Source organism: Shewanella sp. ANA-3 (genome assembly GCF_000203935.1).
In the GTDB taxonomy this organism is placed as follows: Bacteria; Pseudomonadota; Gammaproteobacteria; order Enterobacterales; family Shewanellaceae; genus Shewanella.
Window position 1 is genome coordinate 1,948,400 of sequence record NC_008577.1, and the last position, 17,997, is coordinate 1,966,396.

General features: G+C 50.3%; 16 protein-coding genes. 2 read left to right on the forward strand and 14 right to left on the reverse strand.

Going from position 1 to position 17,997, the window contains the following annotated elements:
• Window positions 1-235: 235 nt before the first annotated feature.
• Window positions 236-1,318: an efflux RND transporter periplasmic adaptor subunit gene (locus SHEWANA3_RS08775; RefSeq protein ID WP_011716689.1), complete on the forward strand. Its 1,083-nt coding sequence runs from the start codon at window positions 236-238 to the stop codon at window positions 1,316-1,318.
• Complete coding sequence (locus SHEWANA3_RS08780) at window positions 1,315-4,410, forward strand: efflux RND transporter permease subunit (protein WP_011716690.1); 3,096 nt, start codon at window positions 1,315-1,317, stop codon at window positions 4,408-4,410. The genes SHEWANA3_RS08775 and SHEWANA3_RS08780 overlap by 4 nt, the downstream gene beginning before the upstream one ends.
• Before the next feature lie 74 nt (window positions 4,411-4,484).
• Here SHEWANA3_RS08780 and SHEWANA3_RS08785 read toward each other — a convergent pair whose 3' ends face one another.
• The 14 genes from SHEWANA3_RS08785 to SHEWANA3_RS08850 all read right to left on the reverse strand — a co-directional run bounded on the left by SHEWANA3_RS08785 (window position 4,485) and on the right by SHEWANA3_RS08850 (window position 17,986).
• Window positions 4,485-4,919 (reverse strand): GNAT family N-acetyltransferase, encoded by a 435-nt coding sequence (locus tag SHEWANA3_RS08785; protein ID WP_011716691.1) that lies wholly within the window; start codon window positions 4,917-4,919, stop codon window positions 4,485-4,487.
• Window positions 4,919-5,602 (reverse strand): FMN-binding negative transcriptional regulator, encoded by a 684-nt coding sequence (locus tag SHEWANA3_RS08790; protein WP_011716692.1) that lies wholly within the window; start codon window positions 5,600-5,602, stop codon window positions 4,919-4,921. Before SHEWANA3_RS08790 ends, SHEWANA3_RS08785 begins: the two co-directional genes overlap by 1 nt.
• A gap of 72 nt (window positions 5,603-5,674) precedes the next feature.
• Window positions 5,675-6,430 carry a sulfite exporter TauE/SafE family protein gene (locus SHEWANA3_RS08795; protein WP_011716693.1) on the reverse strand — a complete coding sequence of 252 codons (756 nt, stop codon included), beginning with the start codon at window positions 6,428-6,430 and terminating at the stop codon, window positions 5,675-5,677.
• A 225-nt stretch (window positions 6,431-6,655) separates the two neighbouring features.
• Entirely contained in the window at window positions 6,656-6,967 is a 312-nt protein-coding gene (locus tag SHEWANA3_RS08800) for a hypothetical protein (protein ID WP_011716694.1), read from the reverse strand.
• A gap of 35 nt (window positions 6,968-7,002) precedes the next feature.
• Complete coding sequence (locus SHEWANA3_RS08805) at window positions 7,003-7,605, reverse strand: DJ-1/PfpI family protein (RefSeq protein ID WP_011716695.1); 603 nt, start codon at window positions 7,603-7,605, stop codon at window positions 7,003-7,005.
• A gap of 107 nt (window positions 7,606-7,712) precedes the next feature.
• Window positions 7,713-8,735, reverse strand: coding sequence for a hypothetical protein (locus tag SHEWANA3_RS08810; RefSeq protein ID WP_041412600.1), 1,023 nt, complete (start codon window positions 8,733-8,735; stop codon window positions 7,713-7,715).
• A 414-nt stretch (window positions 8,736-9,149) separates the two neighbouring features.
• Entirely contained in the window at window positions 9,150-9,806 is a 657-nt protein-coding gene (locus SHEWANA3_RS08815) for a 3-oxoacid CoA-transferase subunit B (protein WP_011623089.1), read from the reverse strand.
• Between the two features lie 109 nt (window positions 9,807-9,915).
• Entirely contained in the window at window positions 9,916-10,620 is a 705-nt protein-coding gene (locus SHEWANA3_RS08820) for a CoA transferase subunit A (protein ID WP_011716697.1), read from the reverse strand.
• 68 nt (window positions 10,621-10,688) lie between these two features.
• A complete protein-coding gene (locus SHEWANA3_RS08825; RefSeq protein WP_011716698.1) occupies window positions 10,689-11,621 on the reverse strand; it encodes a hydroxymethylglutaryl-CoA lyase in 933 nt (310 codons plus the stop codon).
• The gene (locus SHEWANA3_RS08830) at window positions 11,622-13,646 is read right to left on the reverse strand and encodes an acetyl/propionyl/methylcrotonyl-CoA carboxylase subunit alpha (protein ID WP_011716699.1); all 2,025 of its coding nucleotides are present in this window, start codon (window positions 13,644-13,646) and stop codon (window positions 11,622-11,624) included. It lies immediately after the preceding gene.
• A complete protein-coding gene (locus tag SHEWANA3_RS08835) occupies window positions 13,646-14,491 on the reverse strand; it encodes an enoyl-CoA hydratase-related protein (protein WP_041412601.1) in 846 nt (281 codons plus the stop codon). Before SHEWANA3_RS08835 ends, SHEWANA3_RS08830 begins: the two co-directional genes overlap by 1 nt.
• A gap of 59 nt (window positions 14,492-14,550) precedes the next feature.
• Window positions 14,551-16,158, reverse strand: coding sequence for a carboxyl transferase domain-containing protein (locus SHEWANA3_RS08840; RefSeq protein WP_011716701.1), 1,608 nt, complete (start codon window positions 16,156-16,158; stop codon window positions 14,551-14,553).
• Between the two features lie 100 nt (window positions 16,159-16,258).
• On the reverse strand, window positions 16,259-17,428 hold the full coding sequence (locus tag SHEWANA3_RS08845; protein WP_011716702.1) for an isovaleryl-CoA dehydrogenase: 1,170 nt from the start codon (window positions 17,426-17,428) through the stop codon (window positions 16,259-16,261).
• Between the two features lie 153 nt (window positions 17,429-17,581).
• On the reverse strand, window positions 17,582-17,986 hold the full coding sequence (locus tag SHEWANA3_RS08850; RefSeq protein ID WP_011623082.1) for a MerR family DNA-binding transcriptional regulator: 405 nt from the start codon (window positions 17,984-17,986) through the stop codon (window positions 17,582-17,584).
• Window positions 17,987-17,997 lie beyond the last annotated feature (11 nt).

Below are 17,997 nucleotides of genomic sequence, written 5' to 3' on the forward strand. Positions count from 1 at the left end.
CATGGTTTTAGATAAATTGGTTTTAGTTTTGATATTTGTTGAAGCAATTCGCTAAAAATGCCAATTATCCTACTGTATTCTTAATCCATCTTCCCCTTTCTGACTCGAATCGCCGTTTATTACATATTTTATGCAGTTGGCGTAATTTGTAAGAAAAAGTAAAACGTATTGATGCAATGATGCGAGTGGGTAAACTAGCCGTCACTAATGCGAGTCATCATCATTTGGAAGCCAGATGAAAAAAATCATAATTATCATCGCCATTTTGGCTGCGGGCTGGTTTGGATACCAAAGTATGCAACCCCAAGCACCTCAGCAAGCAAAAGTTAAGCTCACCCCTAATGTGGTCATCGCGATGGCCGCCATGGCCCCAGTGCGTGACGAAGTCGAAGCCATAGGCACCAACAAGGCCTTTGAGTCAGTCACTATCACGCCTAAGGTCACCGATGTAGTCACCTCACTCAAGTTTGATGATGGAGATATCGTCAAGAAGGGCGACTTATTGGTGCAGTTGCAAAATGCCGAGCAGATAGCCAAAGTGAAAGTGGCGCAGGTGAAGGTGAGCGACAACCAGCGCGAATTAGCGCGGATCAGCTCTTTGGTTACTAGCCGCACTGTGGCGGAGCTAGAGCGTGACCGCCTGCAAACCTTAATCGATACCACCCGCGCCGAGTTAGAGCAGGCACAATCATCCCTCAATGATCGCAGCATAGTGGCGCCTTTTAATGGCCGTTTGGGTCTGCGCCAAGTGAGTGTGGGTAGCCTAGTGACTCCGGGGACTGAGATCACCACACTCGATGATATTTCTAAGATTAAATTAGACTTTTCGGTGCCTGAGCGCTTTATTCAAGACCTACAGCCCGGCAAGCAAGTCGAAGCCAAAGCCGTGGCGTTCCCCGATGAAATCTTTAAAGGCAAAGTGATTTCTATCGATAGCCGTGTAAACCCAACCACTCGCGCCGTGATTGTACGAGCCGAAATCCCAAATCCTGATTTACGTTTACTGCCCGGCATGCTGATGAAGGTGAAACTCATCAAGCGCAGCCGCGAAGCTTTGATGCTGCCTGAGTCGGCGATTATCCCGATCCAAAAAGAGCACTTTGTTTACAGCGTCAATAAGGACAATGTGATTGAGCGTAAGCAAGTCACCATTGGTATTCGTACCCGCGGTTGGGTCGAAATCCTCGGTGGTTTAGAGATTGGTGAAAATGTGGTGATCCGCGGGCTACTCAAAGTGCACCCAGGCGATGTGGTCAAAACCGAATTGGCCGAGAAGTTTAGCTATCTTTCCGATGCTAATACGGAGCCAAGTGTATGATCCTGACAGATCTTTCCGTTAAACGACCGGTATTTGCCTCGGTTATTAGCCTATTGCTGGTGGCCTTTGGTTTAGTGGCATTCGATAAGTTACCGCTGCGGGAATACCCTAATATCGACCCGCCGATTGTCTCGATTGAAACTAACTATCGCGGCGCCAGTGCCGCCGTGGTCGAGAGCCGTATCACCCAGCTGATTGAAGATAGGATCAGCGGCGTCGAAGGTATTCGCCATGTGAGTTCATCGAGCAGCGATGGTCGCTCGCAGGTGACCTTAGAGTTCGATATCAGCCGCAACATTGAAGATGCGGCCAACGATGTGCGCGACAGAATTTCGGGCCTGTTAGATAACTTACCCGAAGAAGCCGATCCCCCAGAGGTGCAAAAGGCCAACGGTGGCGATGAAGTGATTATGTGGCTCAACTTAGTGTCGGATCAAATGACCACATTAGAGCTGACCGATTACACCCGTCGCTATTTATCTGACCGTCTGTCCGTGGTGGACGGGGTGTCGATGATCCGTATCGGTGGTGGCAAAGTTTATGCCATGCGCGTGTGGCTCGATAGACAAGCATTAGCATCCAGAAGCCTTACTGTGGCCGATGTTGAAGCCGCGTTAAGAGCTGAAAACGTTGAGTTGCCCGCAGGTTCGCTCGAGTCCAAGGAGCGTCACTTTACCGTGCGTTTAGAGCGTAGTTATCGCACCGCCGAGGACTTTGCCAATTTGGTGATTTCCCAAGGCGAAGATGGCTATTTAGTCAAACTTGGCGATGTGGCTAAGGTGGAAATTGGCTCAGAAGAAGAGCGCATCATGTTCCGCGGCAACAAGGAGGCCATGATTGGTCTTGGGGTGTCGAAACAGTCGACCGCCAACACCTTAGAAGTGGCCCGCGCCGTTAACGCCTTAGTCGATAAAATCAATCCAACCTTACCCGCTGGCATGTCGATTAAACGCAGCTACGACAGCTCAGTGTTTATCGAAGCCTCGATTAAAGAGGTGTACCAAACCCTGTTCACCGCCATGGTGCTGGTGATTATCGTGATTTATCTGTTCCTTGGCAGCGTGCGCGCCATGTTAATCCCCGCGATTACCGTGCCCGTGTCTTTGCTCGGGACGTTTATCGTCCTCTATGCGCTAGGATACACAATCAACCTGTTGACGCTGCTGGCGATGATCCTCGCCATCGGTATGGTGGTAGACGATGCGATTGTGATGCTGGAAAACATTCACCGCCGTATCGAAGAAGGAGATTCACCCTTAAAGGCGGCATTCTTGGGCGCCCGTGAGGTGGCCTTTGCGGTTATCGCCACCACCTTAGTGCTAGTGGCGGTATTTATGCCGATCACTTTCCTCGAAGGGGACTTAGGTAAGCTCTTCAAAGAGTTTGCGGTAGCAATGAGCGCGGCGGTGATCTTCTCCAGTATCGTGGCCTTAACCTTAAGCCCGATGATGTGCTCAAAGCTGCTTAAACCCGCATCGCAGGATTCGTGGTTAGTGCGTAAGGTCGATAGCATTATGACGGGGATTTCCCGTGGCTATCAAAACTCGCTTGAGAAGGCGATGGCAAGACCTGTGCTGATGTCGATATTGGTCTTGATTGCGCTCGGGAGCAGTGTGCTGCTCGCCCAAAAAGTGCCGCAGGAATTTGCGCCGCAGGAGGACCGGGGTTCGTTATTTTTGATGGTGAACGGGCCGCAGGGCGCGAGTTACGAATATATCGAATCCTATATGAACGAAGTGGAAAACCGGTTAATGCCGTTGGTGGACTCGGGCGACATTAAACGCTTGCTGATCCGTGCTCCCCGTGGCTTTGGCCGCGCCGCCGACTTCTCTAACGGCATGGCGATTATCGTGCTCGAAGATTGGGGACAACGTCGCCCGATGAAAGAAGTGATAGGCGATATTAACAAGCGCCTCGCGGATTTAGCCGGTGTGCAAGCTTTCCCTGTGATGCGCCAAGCCTTTGGTCGTGGCGTGGGTAAACCGGTGCAGTTTGTGATTGGTGGCCCAAGCTACGAAGAATTGGCTCGCTGGCGCGATATTATGATGGAAAAGGCGGCGGAAAATCCTAAACTGCTTGGCCTTGACCACGACTATAAAGAGACCAAACCGCAGCTTAGAGTGGTCATCGACAGGGACAGGGCGGCCAGCCTTGGGGTATCGATTTCCAATATCGGCCGTACCTTAGAATCTATGCTGGGCTCGCGTTTAGTCACTACCTTTATGCGTGATGGCGAAGAGTATGATGTGATTGTGGAAGGGGAGCGCAGTAACCAAAATACTGCGGCCGATCTGCAAAATATCTATGTTCGCTCCGAGCGGACGAAGGAGCTGATCCCACTGTCGAACTTAGTTACGGTAGAAGAGTTTGCCGATGCCAGTTCCCTTAACCGTTATAACCGTATGCGGGCGATCACCATTGAGGCCAGCTTGGCGGATGGTTATAGCCTAGGTGAAGCACTGGATTACCTCAATCAAGTGGCGCGTGCTTATCTGCCTGCGGAAGCGGTGATCAGCTACAAGGGACAATCCCTTGATTATCAAGAGTCTGGCAGCTCAATGTACTTTGTGTTCCTGCTGGCGCTGGGGATTGTGTTCCTGGTATTAGCGGCGCAGTTCGAAAGCTATATTCACCCAATGGTGATCATGCTGACGGTACCGCTTGCTACGGTTGGCGCCTTGATAGGGCTGTGGTTTACGGGCCAGAGTCTCAATATCTACAGCCAGATTGGGATTATTATGCTTGTCGGTTTGGCGGCGAAAAACGGTATTCTGATCGTCGAATTTGCCAACCAGTTGCGGGATAAGGGCGTCGATTTTGACCGCGCCATTATTCAAGCCTCTTGCCAGCGTTTACGCCCGATCCTGATGACGGGGATTACCACTGCCGCGGGCGCCGTACCTCTGGTATTGGCCGCAGGTGCGGGGGCGGAAACCCGTTTCGTGATTGGTGTAGTGGTGCTTTCGGGCATTATGCTGGCGACCTTGTTCACTATCTTTGTGATCCCAACCGCCTACGGTCTCTTTGCCCGTAACAGCGGTTCGCCAGAAGCGATTGCCCAGCAATTAGATAAGGAGTTGGCGCAGGATTAATCCCTCGCGAACGCTTAGCCAAAATAGGCGCTTAAGTACACTTAAGCGCCTATTTTATTTGGTGAACACTCTACTCATTTACCTTCGATAGCTTGGATATAGCGAAAGGAGGTTTTCTCAAAGCCGATGGCCTCATAGTAGGCTTGGGTCTGCTCGCGGCGCATAGACGTAGTGACCTCAAGCTGGCGACAACCCAGCTCACTTGCTCTGCCTTTGGCCAAATCAATCAGTTGCGTCCCTACACCTAAACCTCGACTCGCTTCAGCCACCACTAAGGCGGTAATGCGGCAAATTTGTTGCTGCGAGGGAAAATAATCAAAAAAGATCAAACTTATCAACCCCACCACAACTCCCTCAGACTCGGCGAGATAGATTTCATCCGATCTTTTGGGATCATCGAGATATTGCTGTAATTGTGCCTCGCTGGCACTGTAACCCAGCTGCAGCAGTAAGTTAGCCATGGCGTTAAGGTCGGCTATTTGTGCTTGTCTAATCGAAATGGCGGCCATCACGCTTCCTTGTTCTGCCCAGTCCCAATATTTCTGTTAAGCATGTATTCTGCTAAGGCGCGACTTTCGGCTGAAGCGCTTTGGGTCAAGGCGTGATAGACACCCATTTGGTCTTCTCGCTTTCTGTGTTGTCCTAATTTTTCCTTCGCTTGAATCGAATCGACAATCACGCGAAAACCAACAATTGCCTGCGAGAGTTTGTCAACATACTCAGCAGGCATTATTGCGGCATTTCCCGATAGGCTCGGTTCATATTTTTCGATTAATTTATCTATGGTTTTGGCGGTCGCGCTAGCATCTAAGAGCTCGACTCTGCCAGTGCAGTGAACTGCTGCGTAGTTCCAAGTCGGTACCGCAGGACTATTAGCGTACCAAGTGGGTGAAATATAGGAATGCGGCCCAGAGAACACTACTAGCACTTGCTGGCCATCAAGCTGCTGCCAATGCCCATTGGCTTTTGCTATATGACCATAGAGATACTCTTGCCCATCGTCGGCCGCTTCGTAAAGTAGAGGTAAGTGGGTCGCTTCTAAGGTGGGGGAGATGAGTAATCCAAAACCAAAATGGTTAATTAAGTCGGCTATCGCTTGCTTATCGTGAAGTGCCACATTTTTAGGGATATACATGTCAAGCCTTGTCATATTAGGAGTATTGGGCTGATAGAAAGTTTTCTTACTTCCCATCCATTTGATCTTAACTGTTTAATTTCGCTTACTGATGGTCTTAAAAGCGCTCTTTCTAGCGTGGAGATGTCATTAACGCATAAAAAATCCAACACTCATGGCGAAACCGACAAGCACAATAAAACCCCGCAACAGGGATTGGGGAATGCGATAAGCCAGCGCGGCACCGAGATAGCCGCCAATAATCGCCATAATGGCAAGCAGTAACAGATATTGCCCGTCAATCAGATTACCTAGGGCGTAAATCACCACGGCAATGGTGGTGAGTAGGGCGGAGAGTAAATTTTTAAGCCCGTTCATCCCATGTAATTGGGTCTGGCCGAGTAGCCCAAAGGTGGCGAGTAAAATAATCCCTAATCCCCCGTTAAAATAACCGCCGTAAATACAGACGATAAAGAGAATCATCATTACCGTCAGTGGCTTGACGGTATTCACACGGGGGATGCTGGCATTCGCTAAGCGTTTTTTCAGTAACCAAGGTCCGGCGATAAAGGCGAGTGTGGCCAGCAAAATCAACCAAGGGACGAGATAAGCAAATACTTGCTCGCTGGTACTTAGCAGTATCGCCGCGCCTAGGCATCCGCCAGCTATCGCAATCAGGCACAGGGTTTTTAGGTTAAGATTTGCTGGATATTCAATCTCTTTTCGAAAACGCCAAGCACTGGCAAGGTAGCCGGGGAGCAGAGCGGCGGTGCCCGTCGCGTTGGCCATGAGTGGTGGCACGCCCACAAACACAAGGGCAAATAAGGTGATAAAGCTGCCGCCGCCCGCCACCGCATTTAACATGCCGCCGAGTAAGCCTGCGAGGGCGATCAGTAACCAATCCATAGTGAATGCTCCGCTGCCATTGACGTGTAGAAGTTGAACGTCAATTGCCTATAAAAACATCACCTTAACAGTAAGTTAGTCAGATGAAAAGCCATCAATATTGCTAAGTAGCGGCAGATTGATGGCTTTGTTATAGGGTCTGAATCGGTTTAGGTAGAAAGTCTTGGCTTTAAGTGTTATGCCGCTAGATTCATCAAAAGTTATTAAGGCTTAGCACTGATGCCTTTATTCAGCATGGAAAAGTCCTGAAGCAAATATCACAGTGGCGATGGCCAAGTATTGATCGCTAAATACTTCTTCTTCCCAGCAATGTTGCCCACGCTCTTGATAGTACACATGGTAACTGGCATTCGATGGCGTAGCGACGCAGTACCAACCATCAAACGTCTGCTTGCTAAAGTTGACCCAATACTGCGCATCCGCTTGTTTTATCTGCTGTACCAGCTCCTTATCTTGCGCCAATAGCGCCGCAAGTTCGGCTGCGCTGGTGATCTTGTGCTCGGTTTTTAACTGATTGAGTAATGCTTTGAGTGTCATAATTGCGCCCTTTATCCAGAGGATTGCACACCATATTAGCGAATGGCTGAGGCAATCGACGACTCGATTAAAGCGTCAAACACATCGGCTTGGCCTGCGGGGAGCAGTTGCCGATGAATTTCGCGACGCTTTGCACTGTCGAACAAGCGCTCCGCAACCCAACCCGTTAAATAGAGTGAGGACAGACAACCTCCTGCAGTGGCAATATTGCCATTGACCACCAGAGCAGAGTCTTCCACCTCCACGCCCATAGCTACCAATGCGGGTTTGGCATCGGGGTGCGTTGTTGCCGAAATATTGTCGAGTAAGCCTAACTTGGCAAAGAAGAATGAGCCTGCACAAATACTGCCAAGCAATTGCCGTGTGGGATCTAATTTAAGGGCCGACATAAACTCAGGATCCGCAAGTGCGGCAGGTACGCCTTTGTAGCCACTGCTGAATAATACCACGTCAGCATCGGCGATTTCGGAGACATGACCATGGGTTTCTACCGTCATTCCCAAACTTGACCTGTGGCTTGGTTTGGTACCTAGCACTTTGACTGTCCAATCGGTTGTTGTGCGGCCAAGAATATCGCGCATTAAAAAGAAATCGATATCGGTAAATTCATCAAATATCACAATCGCAATCTGGTACATCCTTTGTCCTCTCGTTTGCATTGGGATGACTTAAGGCTTGAATAGGCTCAACCATAAGTCTGGGGTTATCAAAATGGGGTTATTGGAATGCATGGTTAATCAACACCTTAACCAGCACTCAACGATGGGAGTCGCTTGGCAAAAATAGCATGGGCATTAAAATCTTGGCTTTGCATTCTGGTTAATGTCTGGGTTAACACGTCATCAGCCGCATCTTCAATCCGCTGGATCTTCTCTGCTGCGACATAGTCGCTAAAGGCTGTGGAGACTTGCTCAAACAACGCTGTTATATCGCCAAATGCGGGATGACTGAACTGCGGATTAGGCAAGCCTCTAAGAGACCGCAGTTTCAGCAGCATTAACGCTGTTAGCGGTAAATATGTATGTGGTCCTCCGTTGAACTCAAAAAAGCACTTTTTATCGCCGATAACCGCTTGCTCTACCTGATGGTCACACAGGGTTTGCAACATAGTGCGAACAAACACTTCATCTTGAGTATCCCAGTTATCTAGAAATTCAGCATAGGGAAAGGAGGCTGTTTTACGAAGTGTCACTTGTACTTCAGTAGCAAAAGGCGGCTCAATAACACCCAAATATCGCCCATATAACAACACCAAAAAATCACCGATAAACCCGTGGGAACGAATTATCCAGCAAGCGCGCCAGGCGGTCGCCAAGGCTTGATACAGTTCGTCAGTCTCAGTCTTCTGCTCAGAAAACAGCATAAGTACAAGCCGAAAAACACTGGTTGTCATCCATCCGGCATTAGCTACTTCACCTGTTTTCTCAACCGCAGTGTAGTATTGATAGTAGTCTATCGCGGTACGAAAATAGCCGTAAGCAAGCGAGCACATAAGCGGCTTAGGCTCCAGCAAGCCCGATTCAATATAGGTAAGTTGGGCTACATTGCCCCAATGACACTCGGGTACACCAAACTCAGCTCCAAACAATTGCCATTGCCGAAAATCCTCATCAAACTCACGATATTGTTTCACTCTTTCGAAACCATCTGTCATTCCACTGTCGATATAATCGGTCAGTAAATACTGGTCATATTCAAAGACGTTTTTGGCATAATCGCGCATATGTCTACGACTGCGACTGCGTTTATTGAGAAATTTAGCTAACAACTTGAGCATCCTTACTATTTGGTCTGCGGTGAGTTTACCGTAACTGCATACTTGGTGGCTAACTGTGAAGTAAAACGGCGGCTATACAAGTCACCAATGCACACGATGTGTAAAGCAGGGTTGAATACGCAGAACATTGCAGCAAACAGCGCTGATGCGTTGGTGACCATCGAAAAAAGGGACTTTTTCGTTGAGCTCCCAAGGATGGATTTACGGTGTGTCTCCAGAGCATAAGTGCTGTTGCACTCGACAGGTCAATGCGTTAATCAAAGCAATAAAAAGCCCAGAATCCTCTTCTGGGCTTTTTAAAACTAAAATATTGGTTAACGCTCAACACTTTTTAGGCTAAAGCTTCAATTTAACGTAAGTTTCAAGCCTTATTGCTATAGGTTATTTGCGCATTTTAAAGAACGCTTAAAACACCATCTCTGGTACATGGTCTGGCACAATTAATTTGCCAGCGGTTTTGCTAACAATTTCTTCAACGCTGACACCCGGTGCGCGTTCTAACAGATGAAAGGCGCCATCTTTAATCTCGATAAAGGCTAAATCGGTAACAACACGTTTGATACAGCCGTAACCTGTGAGGGGCAATTCGCACACGGGTAACAGCTTAGAGTTACCGTACTTATCGGCGTGCATCATAGTCACGATAATATTTTCCGCGCCCGCCACTAAATCCATTGCGCCGCCCATGCCCTTGATAAGCTTACCTGGGATCATCCATGAGGCGATGGAACCATTCACATCGACCTCAAAGGCGCCGAGTACGGTTAAGTCCACATGGCCGCCACGGATCATCGCAAAGCTTTCGGCGGAGGAGAAAAACGAGGCACCTTTTACTGCGGTAACGGTTTGTTTGCCGGCGTTAATTAAATCCGGATCTATGGTTTCTTCTGTCGGAAATTCCCCCATGCCGAGCAGGCCGTTTTCCGATTGCAGCATCACTTCCATTCCTGCGGGAATATAGTTAGCCACTAGCGTGGGAATGCCAATACCGAGGTTGACGTAGTAGCCGTCTTGTAATTCTTTGGCAACGCGCTGTGCCAGTTGTTCTCTTGATAATGCCATGATCTTTATCCTTCCTTTACCTAGAGTCGCTATTGGCCTCAATTTTTCGGTCTTTATTTAGGGCTTAGACTCTGTCGCTTTAGCTTGCGTTGTTAATCGTTCGCGTTTCTTATTTCGCCGCTTTTACCGTGCGCTGCTCGATACGTTTCTCGAACTTGCCTTGGATGACGCGATCAACATAAATGCCGGGAGTATGGATATGACCAGGATCGAGCTCGCCCGGCTCAACAATAAACTCGGCTTCCACTACCGTGATTTTACCCGCAGTCGCCATCATAGGGTTAAAGTTCGCGGCGGTTTTGCGAAACACTAAGTTACCCATAGTATCGGCCTTCCAAGCGCGAACGAGGGCAAAATCGGCGGTCAGAGATTCTTCTAACACATAGTGACGGCCTTTGATTTCACGGGTTTCTTTACCCTCCGCCACGGGGGTGCCGTAGCCTGTGGCGGTGAAAAATGCCGGAATACCTGCACCGCCGGCGCGGATTTTTTCCGCCAGCGTGCCCTGTGGCGTTAAAATCACATTCAGTTCGCCCGAGAGCATTTGCTGCTCGAAGGTGGCGTTCTCACCCACGTAGGAGGCGATCATGGTCGAAATCTGGCGGTGTTTTAACAATAAGCCCAGACCGAAATCATCCACACCGGCATTATTCGAAATGGCGGTTAAGCCCTTAATGCCCATCTTAACCATTTGATTGATTAAGCCTTCAGGAATACCGCACAGGCCAAAACCGCCAACCATAATGGTCATATCATCGGATAAACCTGTTAACGCTTCTTCATAGCTGCTGACGACTTTATTGAGTCCTGCCATTTTGATGTCCTTTTACTGTTATTCAGTCCCCAAGGCGCTAGGTATGTTGAGCGCCTCGACGCTTGAGTCTAGGCTTTGGCGCCCTGCAAGATTGCATTGGCGACTTTAGAGCCATTAAGACGATTTAATTGTTTGCTGATCCCAAAACCCGCTAATGCCAGTTTTTCTAAATCGATACCCGTCTTCAAACCGAGTCCGTGGAGCATATAGACCAAGTCCTCACTCGCCAGATTGCCCGACGCGCCTTTTGCATACGGGCAGCCACCAAGACCCGCCACTGAGGCGTCAAAGCTGCGCACACCTAAGTCGAGGCAGGCGGTAATATTGGCTAATGCTTGGCCATAGGTGTCGTGAAAGTGCAAGGCGAGCATTTCAACCGGGACTCGCTCCATCACGGCCTGCAGCATTTTACGGGCTTTTAACGGCGTGCCTACACCGATAGTGTCGCCGAGCGAAATTTCGTAACAGCCCATTTTGTAAAGGATTTCAGACACTCTTGCCACTTCGCTCGCCGCGATTTCCCCTTCATAGGGGCAACCTAAAACGCAGGACACATAGCCACGCACTGGGATATTGGCGGCTTTTGCCATGTCCATCAACGGGATAAAGCGTTCAATCGACTCTTCAATCGAACAGTTGATATTGCGTTGGCTAAAGCTTTGTGACGCCGCACCAAAGATAGCGACTTCGGAAGCTTTTGCATCCAGCGCCAGTTCTAAGCCTTTGACATTAGGGGTGAGGGCGCTGTAAACCACGCCCGCTTGACGGCGAATTTGGCGCAATACGTCACCGCTATCGGCCATTTGTGGCACCCATTTGGGTGACACAAAACTGCCTGCTTCAATTCGCTTCACGCCCGCATCGGCGAGGGATTCAATCAAGGCGACTTTGGCCTGTGTTGGGACGGCGGCCTCATTCTGCAAGCCATCACGGGGCCCCATCTCGAATAGGCTAACCCTATCCGAGCTGGCGCTTAAGGTCGAAAGATCCAGCGCAGACATTTAGGCTTCCTCGCTCTGGGCTTTGGGCTCAACATGGAGCAGCACAGCGCCGTCGCTCACTAACTCGCCCGCCTTAAAGTAGAACTCGGTAACGATACCGTCGAAGGGCGCTTCGATGGTGTATTCCATCTTCATCGCTTCCATCACCAGTAGCCCTTGTCCCGCATTCACCTCAGCACCGACTTCCACTAAGTGGGTCACGACGGTGCCGTTCATTGGGGCCTTGAGCTTATCTTCATTGCTCGATTCTGCCTCAACCACTTGGGTTTTTACCGCCCTGAAGTGATAACTGCCTGAGGGTAAAAACAGCGTAAAATCATCGCCCTGAGCGCTAACAGGCACTTTGCTCTTATGGCCGTTGATTTCGGCTAACAGTAAATCCTGCTTAAGCTCACCACTAAGGGACTTGCTCACTTGGCCATCTGCTGTGGGTTGGGATAATTGGTAGTGATCACCAAAGTCTAATAGCACCAATTGTTGTAACTCGTGGGCATCGTCGAGCAGGGCAATAGAATGCTGGCTAACGCTGTTGAGTCTAAAGCCACTGACTTGGCCCCAAGGCGAGTAAGGATCGGCGCTATTAATCGCCTGTGCCTTGGCGGCTTCTTTACGGGCAAGCACTTGATACAGCGCGGCAAAGGCAAGTGCAGTGTCGGTTTCGCTTGAAGCACTGCTAATCAGCGCATCGCCGTAACGGTTGATAAAGTCGGTGCTAAAGTCTGCCTTGGCAAAGGCGGGATGCTCGGCAATATTGGCTAAAAATTCAATATTGTGTTTAAGCCCGCTGATTTGATAGGACTCGAGGGCATGCACTAGGCGTTGCAGCGCACGTGGACGCGACTCATCCCACACGATGAGCTTAGCTATCATAGGATCGTAGAAATTACTGATCACATCGTTTTCACGGATGCCTGAATCGATACGCACGTATTTGCTTTGCTCGGGTTCGCGCAGGAAGTTGAGCTTACCGCTGGCGGGTAAGAACTCATTTTGCGGATCTTCGGCGTAAATACGTACCTCAAAGGCGTGTCCATGGATACGCACTTCGTCCTGTTTGAGCGGTAACGGCTGGCCACTGGCAACCATTAACTGCCATTTGACTAAGTCTTGGCCCGTCACCATTTCGGTCACTGGATGCTCTACCTGCAGACGGGTATTCATCTCCATAAAGTAGAAGCTATTGTCGGTATCTAACAGGAATTCAACGGTTCCAGCACCAACATAATCGATGGCCTTGGCGGCAGCGACAGCGGCTTCACCCATTTGGGTGCGCAGCTCATCGCTTAAACCGGGCGCAGGCGCTTCTTCGACCACTTTTTGGTGGCGGCGCTGAATCGAGCAGTCGCGATCCGATAGGTAAATTGCATTGCCAAAGGTATCGGCAAACACTTGCACTTCGACATGGCGAGGCTGGCGTAAATAACGCTCCATCAATAACTTATCGTTACCGAAGGAGGAGGCCGCTTCACGGCGCGCCGAGTTGATGGCGTCCATGATTTCGCCTTCATGCTCAACGATACGCATACCTTTGCCACCGCCACCGTAGGCGGCTTTAATCAGCATGGGGAAGCCGATTTTTAAGGCTTCGGCCTTGAGGGTTGCGTCGGTTTGATCGTCGCCATGGTAACCTGGCACTAAAGGCACTTGGGCTGCAGTCATAATGGCTTTGGCCGCGCTCTTGCTGCCCATGGCATCTATGGCATCGCTGCCAGGGCCAACAAATACGATTCCAGCCGCCTCACACTTACGGGCAAAATCGGCGTTTTCCGATAAGAAGCCATAACCTGGGTGAATGGCTTGCGCCTGGGCTTTTTTGGCGATTTCGATAATCAAGTCGCCCTTGAGGTAAGAATCCGCTGGAGCGCTGCCACCTAAGTAAAACGATTCGTCGGCCATAGCAACATGGCGGGCGTTTTTATCGGCATCGGAATATAAGGCTACGGTGCGAACGCCCATGGCCTGCGCGGTTTTGATAATGCGGCAGGCAATTTCACCACGGTTAGCAATTAAAAGCTTAGTCAACATCAAAGAACTCCTTGAGTATCTGTTGGCGTGTGCCAGTTCGGCTGACGTTTTTCAAAGAAGGCGTTTAAACCTTCTTGGCCTTCATCAGATACCCGAATGCGGGCGATGCGCTCGCTGGTGTAATCAATCGTATCTTGGTCTATCACGCCATCTTCGAGGCGGGCAAGTAAGGTCTTTACCCATGCCATTCCCTGCGGACTGTTGGCCTGTAGCGCGGTGATAATGGGTTGGGCTGCGGCCGCTAAATCATCGTTAATCTCATGGATAACATTGAGTTTGAGCGCCGTTTGCGCATCAAAACGCTCCGCGGTCAGCATATAGCGGCGTGAGGCGCGATTGCCCATGGCGCGCGCAACGTAGGGGCTAATCACCGCAGGGATCAGCCCTAGTTTGACTTCGCTTAAGCAGAAACTGGCACGCTCGGTGGCGATGGCAATATCACTGGCGCAGATTAACCCAAGCGCGCCGCCAAAGGCCGCACCTTGGACTAAGGCGATAGTGGGTTTTGGAAAGGTATCTAAATCCTGCATCAGCTTAGCCAGCGCCTTGGCGTCATTCAGATTTTGCTCAAAATCCATCTTGGCTTGTTTGCGCATCCAGTTTAAGTCGGCGCCAGCGCTGAAGTTTTTGCCATTGGCTTTTAATACCAACAGTTTGCAGTCTTTGTGCTCGGCAAAATAACCGAGGACGGCGATCATTTCGCTGATCATCACCTCATCGAAGGCGTTGTGCACTTCTGCGCGGTTAAGGATTAACTCGCCCACGCCGTTATTCAGCGCATAGCTGACGTGCTGCAAATTAGCTAAGGATTGAGTGCTAGTGTTCTGGTGTTGTGTGTCAGTCATTATTATTCCCGTCATAGTGATTCCCTCTATGAGTGATACGTAAGGCATCGCAAGATGCGTTACATACGGAAGACGCCGAAGCGGGTGTCTTCGATAGGGGCATTTAATGCGGCTGACAGGGCAAGGCCCACCACATCACGGGTTTGCGCCGGGTCGATAATGCCGTCATCCCACAGGCGGGCGCTGGCATGGTAGGGATGACCCTCTTTATCGTACTGGGCAATAATCGGCGCCTTGAAGGCCTTTTCATCCTCAGCAGACCATTCTTCGCCTTTACGGGCTAAGCCGTCGCGGCGCACTGTGGCTAATACGCCTGCGGCTTGCTCGCCACCCATCACAGAGATGCGCGCATTGGGCCACATCCACATCATGGTTGGTTCGAAGGCGCGGCCACACATACCGTAGTTACCCGCGCCGTAGCTGCCACCGATAATCACAGTGAATTTAGGCACATTGGCGCAGGAGACTGCGGTCACCATCTTGGCGCCGTGCTTAGCGATACCTTCGTGTTCGTACTTTTTACCCACCATAAAGCCGGTGATGTTTTGCAGGAACAGCAGCGGTATCTTGCGCTGGCAGCACAGTTCGATAAAGTGCGCGCCTTTTTGCGCTGATTCGGAGAATAAAATGCCATTGTTGGCCACAATCCCTACGGGATAACCGTGAATACGGGCAAAACCACAGACTAAAGTAGCGCCATAGTTGGCCTTAAACTCATCGAAATCGGAGTCGTCGACGATGCGGGCGATCACTTCTTTCACATCGAAGGGCTTTTTCAAGTCGGTGCCGACAATGCCATAGAGTTCGCTGATATCAAACTTAGGTGGCTTAACTGGGCTCAGCAGACTATTGATTTGTTTTTGATGATTCAGACGCAGCACAGCGCGGCGGGCAAGCTCTAAGGCATGCTCATCGTTTTGGGCTAAGTGGTCCGCTACACCCGAAATTTTAGTGTGTACGTCGGCGCCGCCGAGTTCTTCGGCGCTGACTTCCTCACCGGTCGCGGCTTTAACTAACGGCGGCCCAGCTAAAAAGATAGTGCCTTGTTCTTTAACTATAATAGATTCATCGGCCATGGCAGGCACATAGGCGCCGCCCGCGGTACACAGACCCATCACCACCGCAATTTGCGGAATGCCCTTGGCGGACATTTGTGCTTGGTTGTAGAAAATCCGGCCGAAATGGTCGCGATCCGGGAAGACTTCATCCTGACGGGGCAAGTTAGCGCCGCCAGAGTCGACTAAATAGATGCAGGGCAGATGACAGCGGCTGGCAATCTCTTGTGCCCTTAAGTGTTTTTTGACCGTGATAGGGTAGTAAGTGCCGCCTTTGACCGTGGCATCGTTGGCGATAATCATGCACTCTACGCCGCTCACTCGGCCGATACCGGCGATAATTCCTGCGGCGGGTACTTCTTCATCGTAAACGTCGAAGGCGGCGAACTGGGACAGTTCTAAAAAGGGCGAACCAGCGTCGAGGAGTTTCTCAACCCGTTGACGGGGAAGGAGTTTGCCGCGGGCCAAATGGCGCTCTAGGGCAACGGGGCCGCCGCCAAGTTCAATTTTGGCGAGTTTGGTTTTAAGATCGGCCACTAGGGCGGCCATATCATCGGATTTGGCTTTAAATTCATCGCTACGGGCGTTGATACGACTGCTTAATTGCGTCACTTTGATTGTCCTTATAAAGCGGTAACTCAGTATCAGTTGGCTCGGTGGGCGAGGAGCATGAAAGGCTAAAGCTCGTCATGCGCCGTTCGCCCTAGGCTGCTTATTTCGATTCGTTAAAGAGCTCGCGGCCAATCAGCATACGGCGAATTTCTGAGGTGCCAGCGCCAATCTCATAGAGTTTGGCATCGCGCAGTAAGCGGCCAGTCGCATACTCATTGACGTAACCGTTACCGCCGAGTAATTGAATGGCATCCAGAGCCATTTTGGTCGCCAGCTCCGCGCTGTAAAGGATGGCGCCTGCGGCGTCTTTACGGGTGGTTTCACCGCGATCGCAGGATTTCGCTACGCTATACACATAGGCTTTAGCGGCGTTCATACCTGTGTACATATCGGCTAATTTGCCTTGGACTAATTGGAATTCACCGATGGATTTACCAAATTGCTCACGCTCGTGGATATAAGGCACGACGATGTCCATACAGGCGTTCATGATCCCAAGCGGGCCGCCTGAGAGCACGACGCGCTCGTAATCTAAGCCACTCATCAGCACTTTAACGCCATTGTTGAGGCCGCCGAGAATGTTTTCCTCTGGTACTTCGACATCTTCAAACACCAGTTCACAGGTGTTTGAACCGCGCATCCCCAGTTTGTCGAGTTTTTGCGCTTGGCTGAAACCTTTAAAACCACGCTCAACGATAAAGGCGGTGATACCGTGTGCGCCTTTGGTTAAGTCGGTTTTGGCATAAATCACATAGGTATTGGCATCGGGACCGTTGGTGATCCACATCTTGTTGCCATTAAGGATGTAACGGTCGCCTTCTTTACGGGCATGCAGCTTCATCGAAACCACATCTGAGCCTGCATTGGGCTCACTCATCGCCAGTGCGCCGATATGTTCACCGCTGACCAGCTTTGGTAAATACTTGGCTTTTTGCTCTGCATTACCGTTGCGGTTAATTTGGTTTACGCACAGGTTAGAGTGGGCGCCGTAACTTAATCCGATTGAGGCCGAGGCGCGGGAGATCTCTTCCATGGCGACCACGTGGGCAAGATAGCCCATATTTGCACCGCCGTATTCCTCAGGCACAGTAACACCTAAGAGTCCCATTCCACCGAGTACGGGCCAAATTTCGTTAGGAAAGGCGTTGTCGTGGTCGACTTTAGCGGCAATAGGGGCGATTTCGTGTTTAGCGAAATCTTGCACCGCATCGCGCAGCATATCGACTTCTTCGCCTAGGCCAAAATTGAGACTGGTGTAGAGTGAGTTCATTGCTTGTGTCCTATCTTAGGTTCTAATTTATATTTTTATGATTATTAGGTGCTTGAGTCTTTAAAACCGTCTTACAGTGCGTGATATATCCCTGTCACGCGGTCGTACCAACTGAGGTGTTGATTAATGCTATGCTCGCAAGCCTCGAAGGAATTAGGCCTTGGCCTTGCTTTCTTCTAAAGCGAGGCGGCATTGCTGCTCGGCCGAATTCAGCTCCATCAGTACCACTTTAATGTCATCCATTTGCTGCTGCAGTGCGGATTTTTTCTCTTCCACTAGGGCAAGCATGGTATTGAGCTGGGTGGTGCTGCTCTTGTCGGCATCGTAAAGTTCGAACAGGCGACGGGTTTCCGCGAGAGAGAACCCAAGGCGCTTGCCGCGCAGGATAAGTTTGAGTCGAACCCTGTCTTTGAGACTGTAAATACGGGTTTGACCGCGACGTTTTGGCTTAAGTAAGCCTTGGTCTTCGTAAAAACGAATGCTTCGGGTCGTGATATCAAACTCTTTAGAGAGATCACTGATCGAATAAGTCGTTTGTGGCGTGTTAGTTGCGCTCATTCAGGCACCTT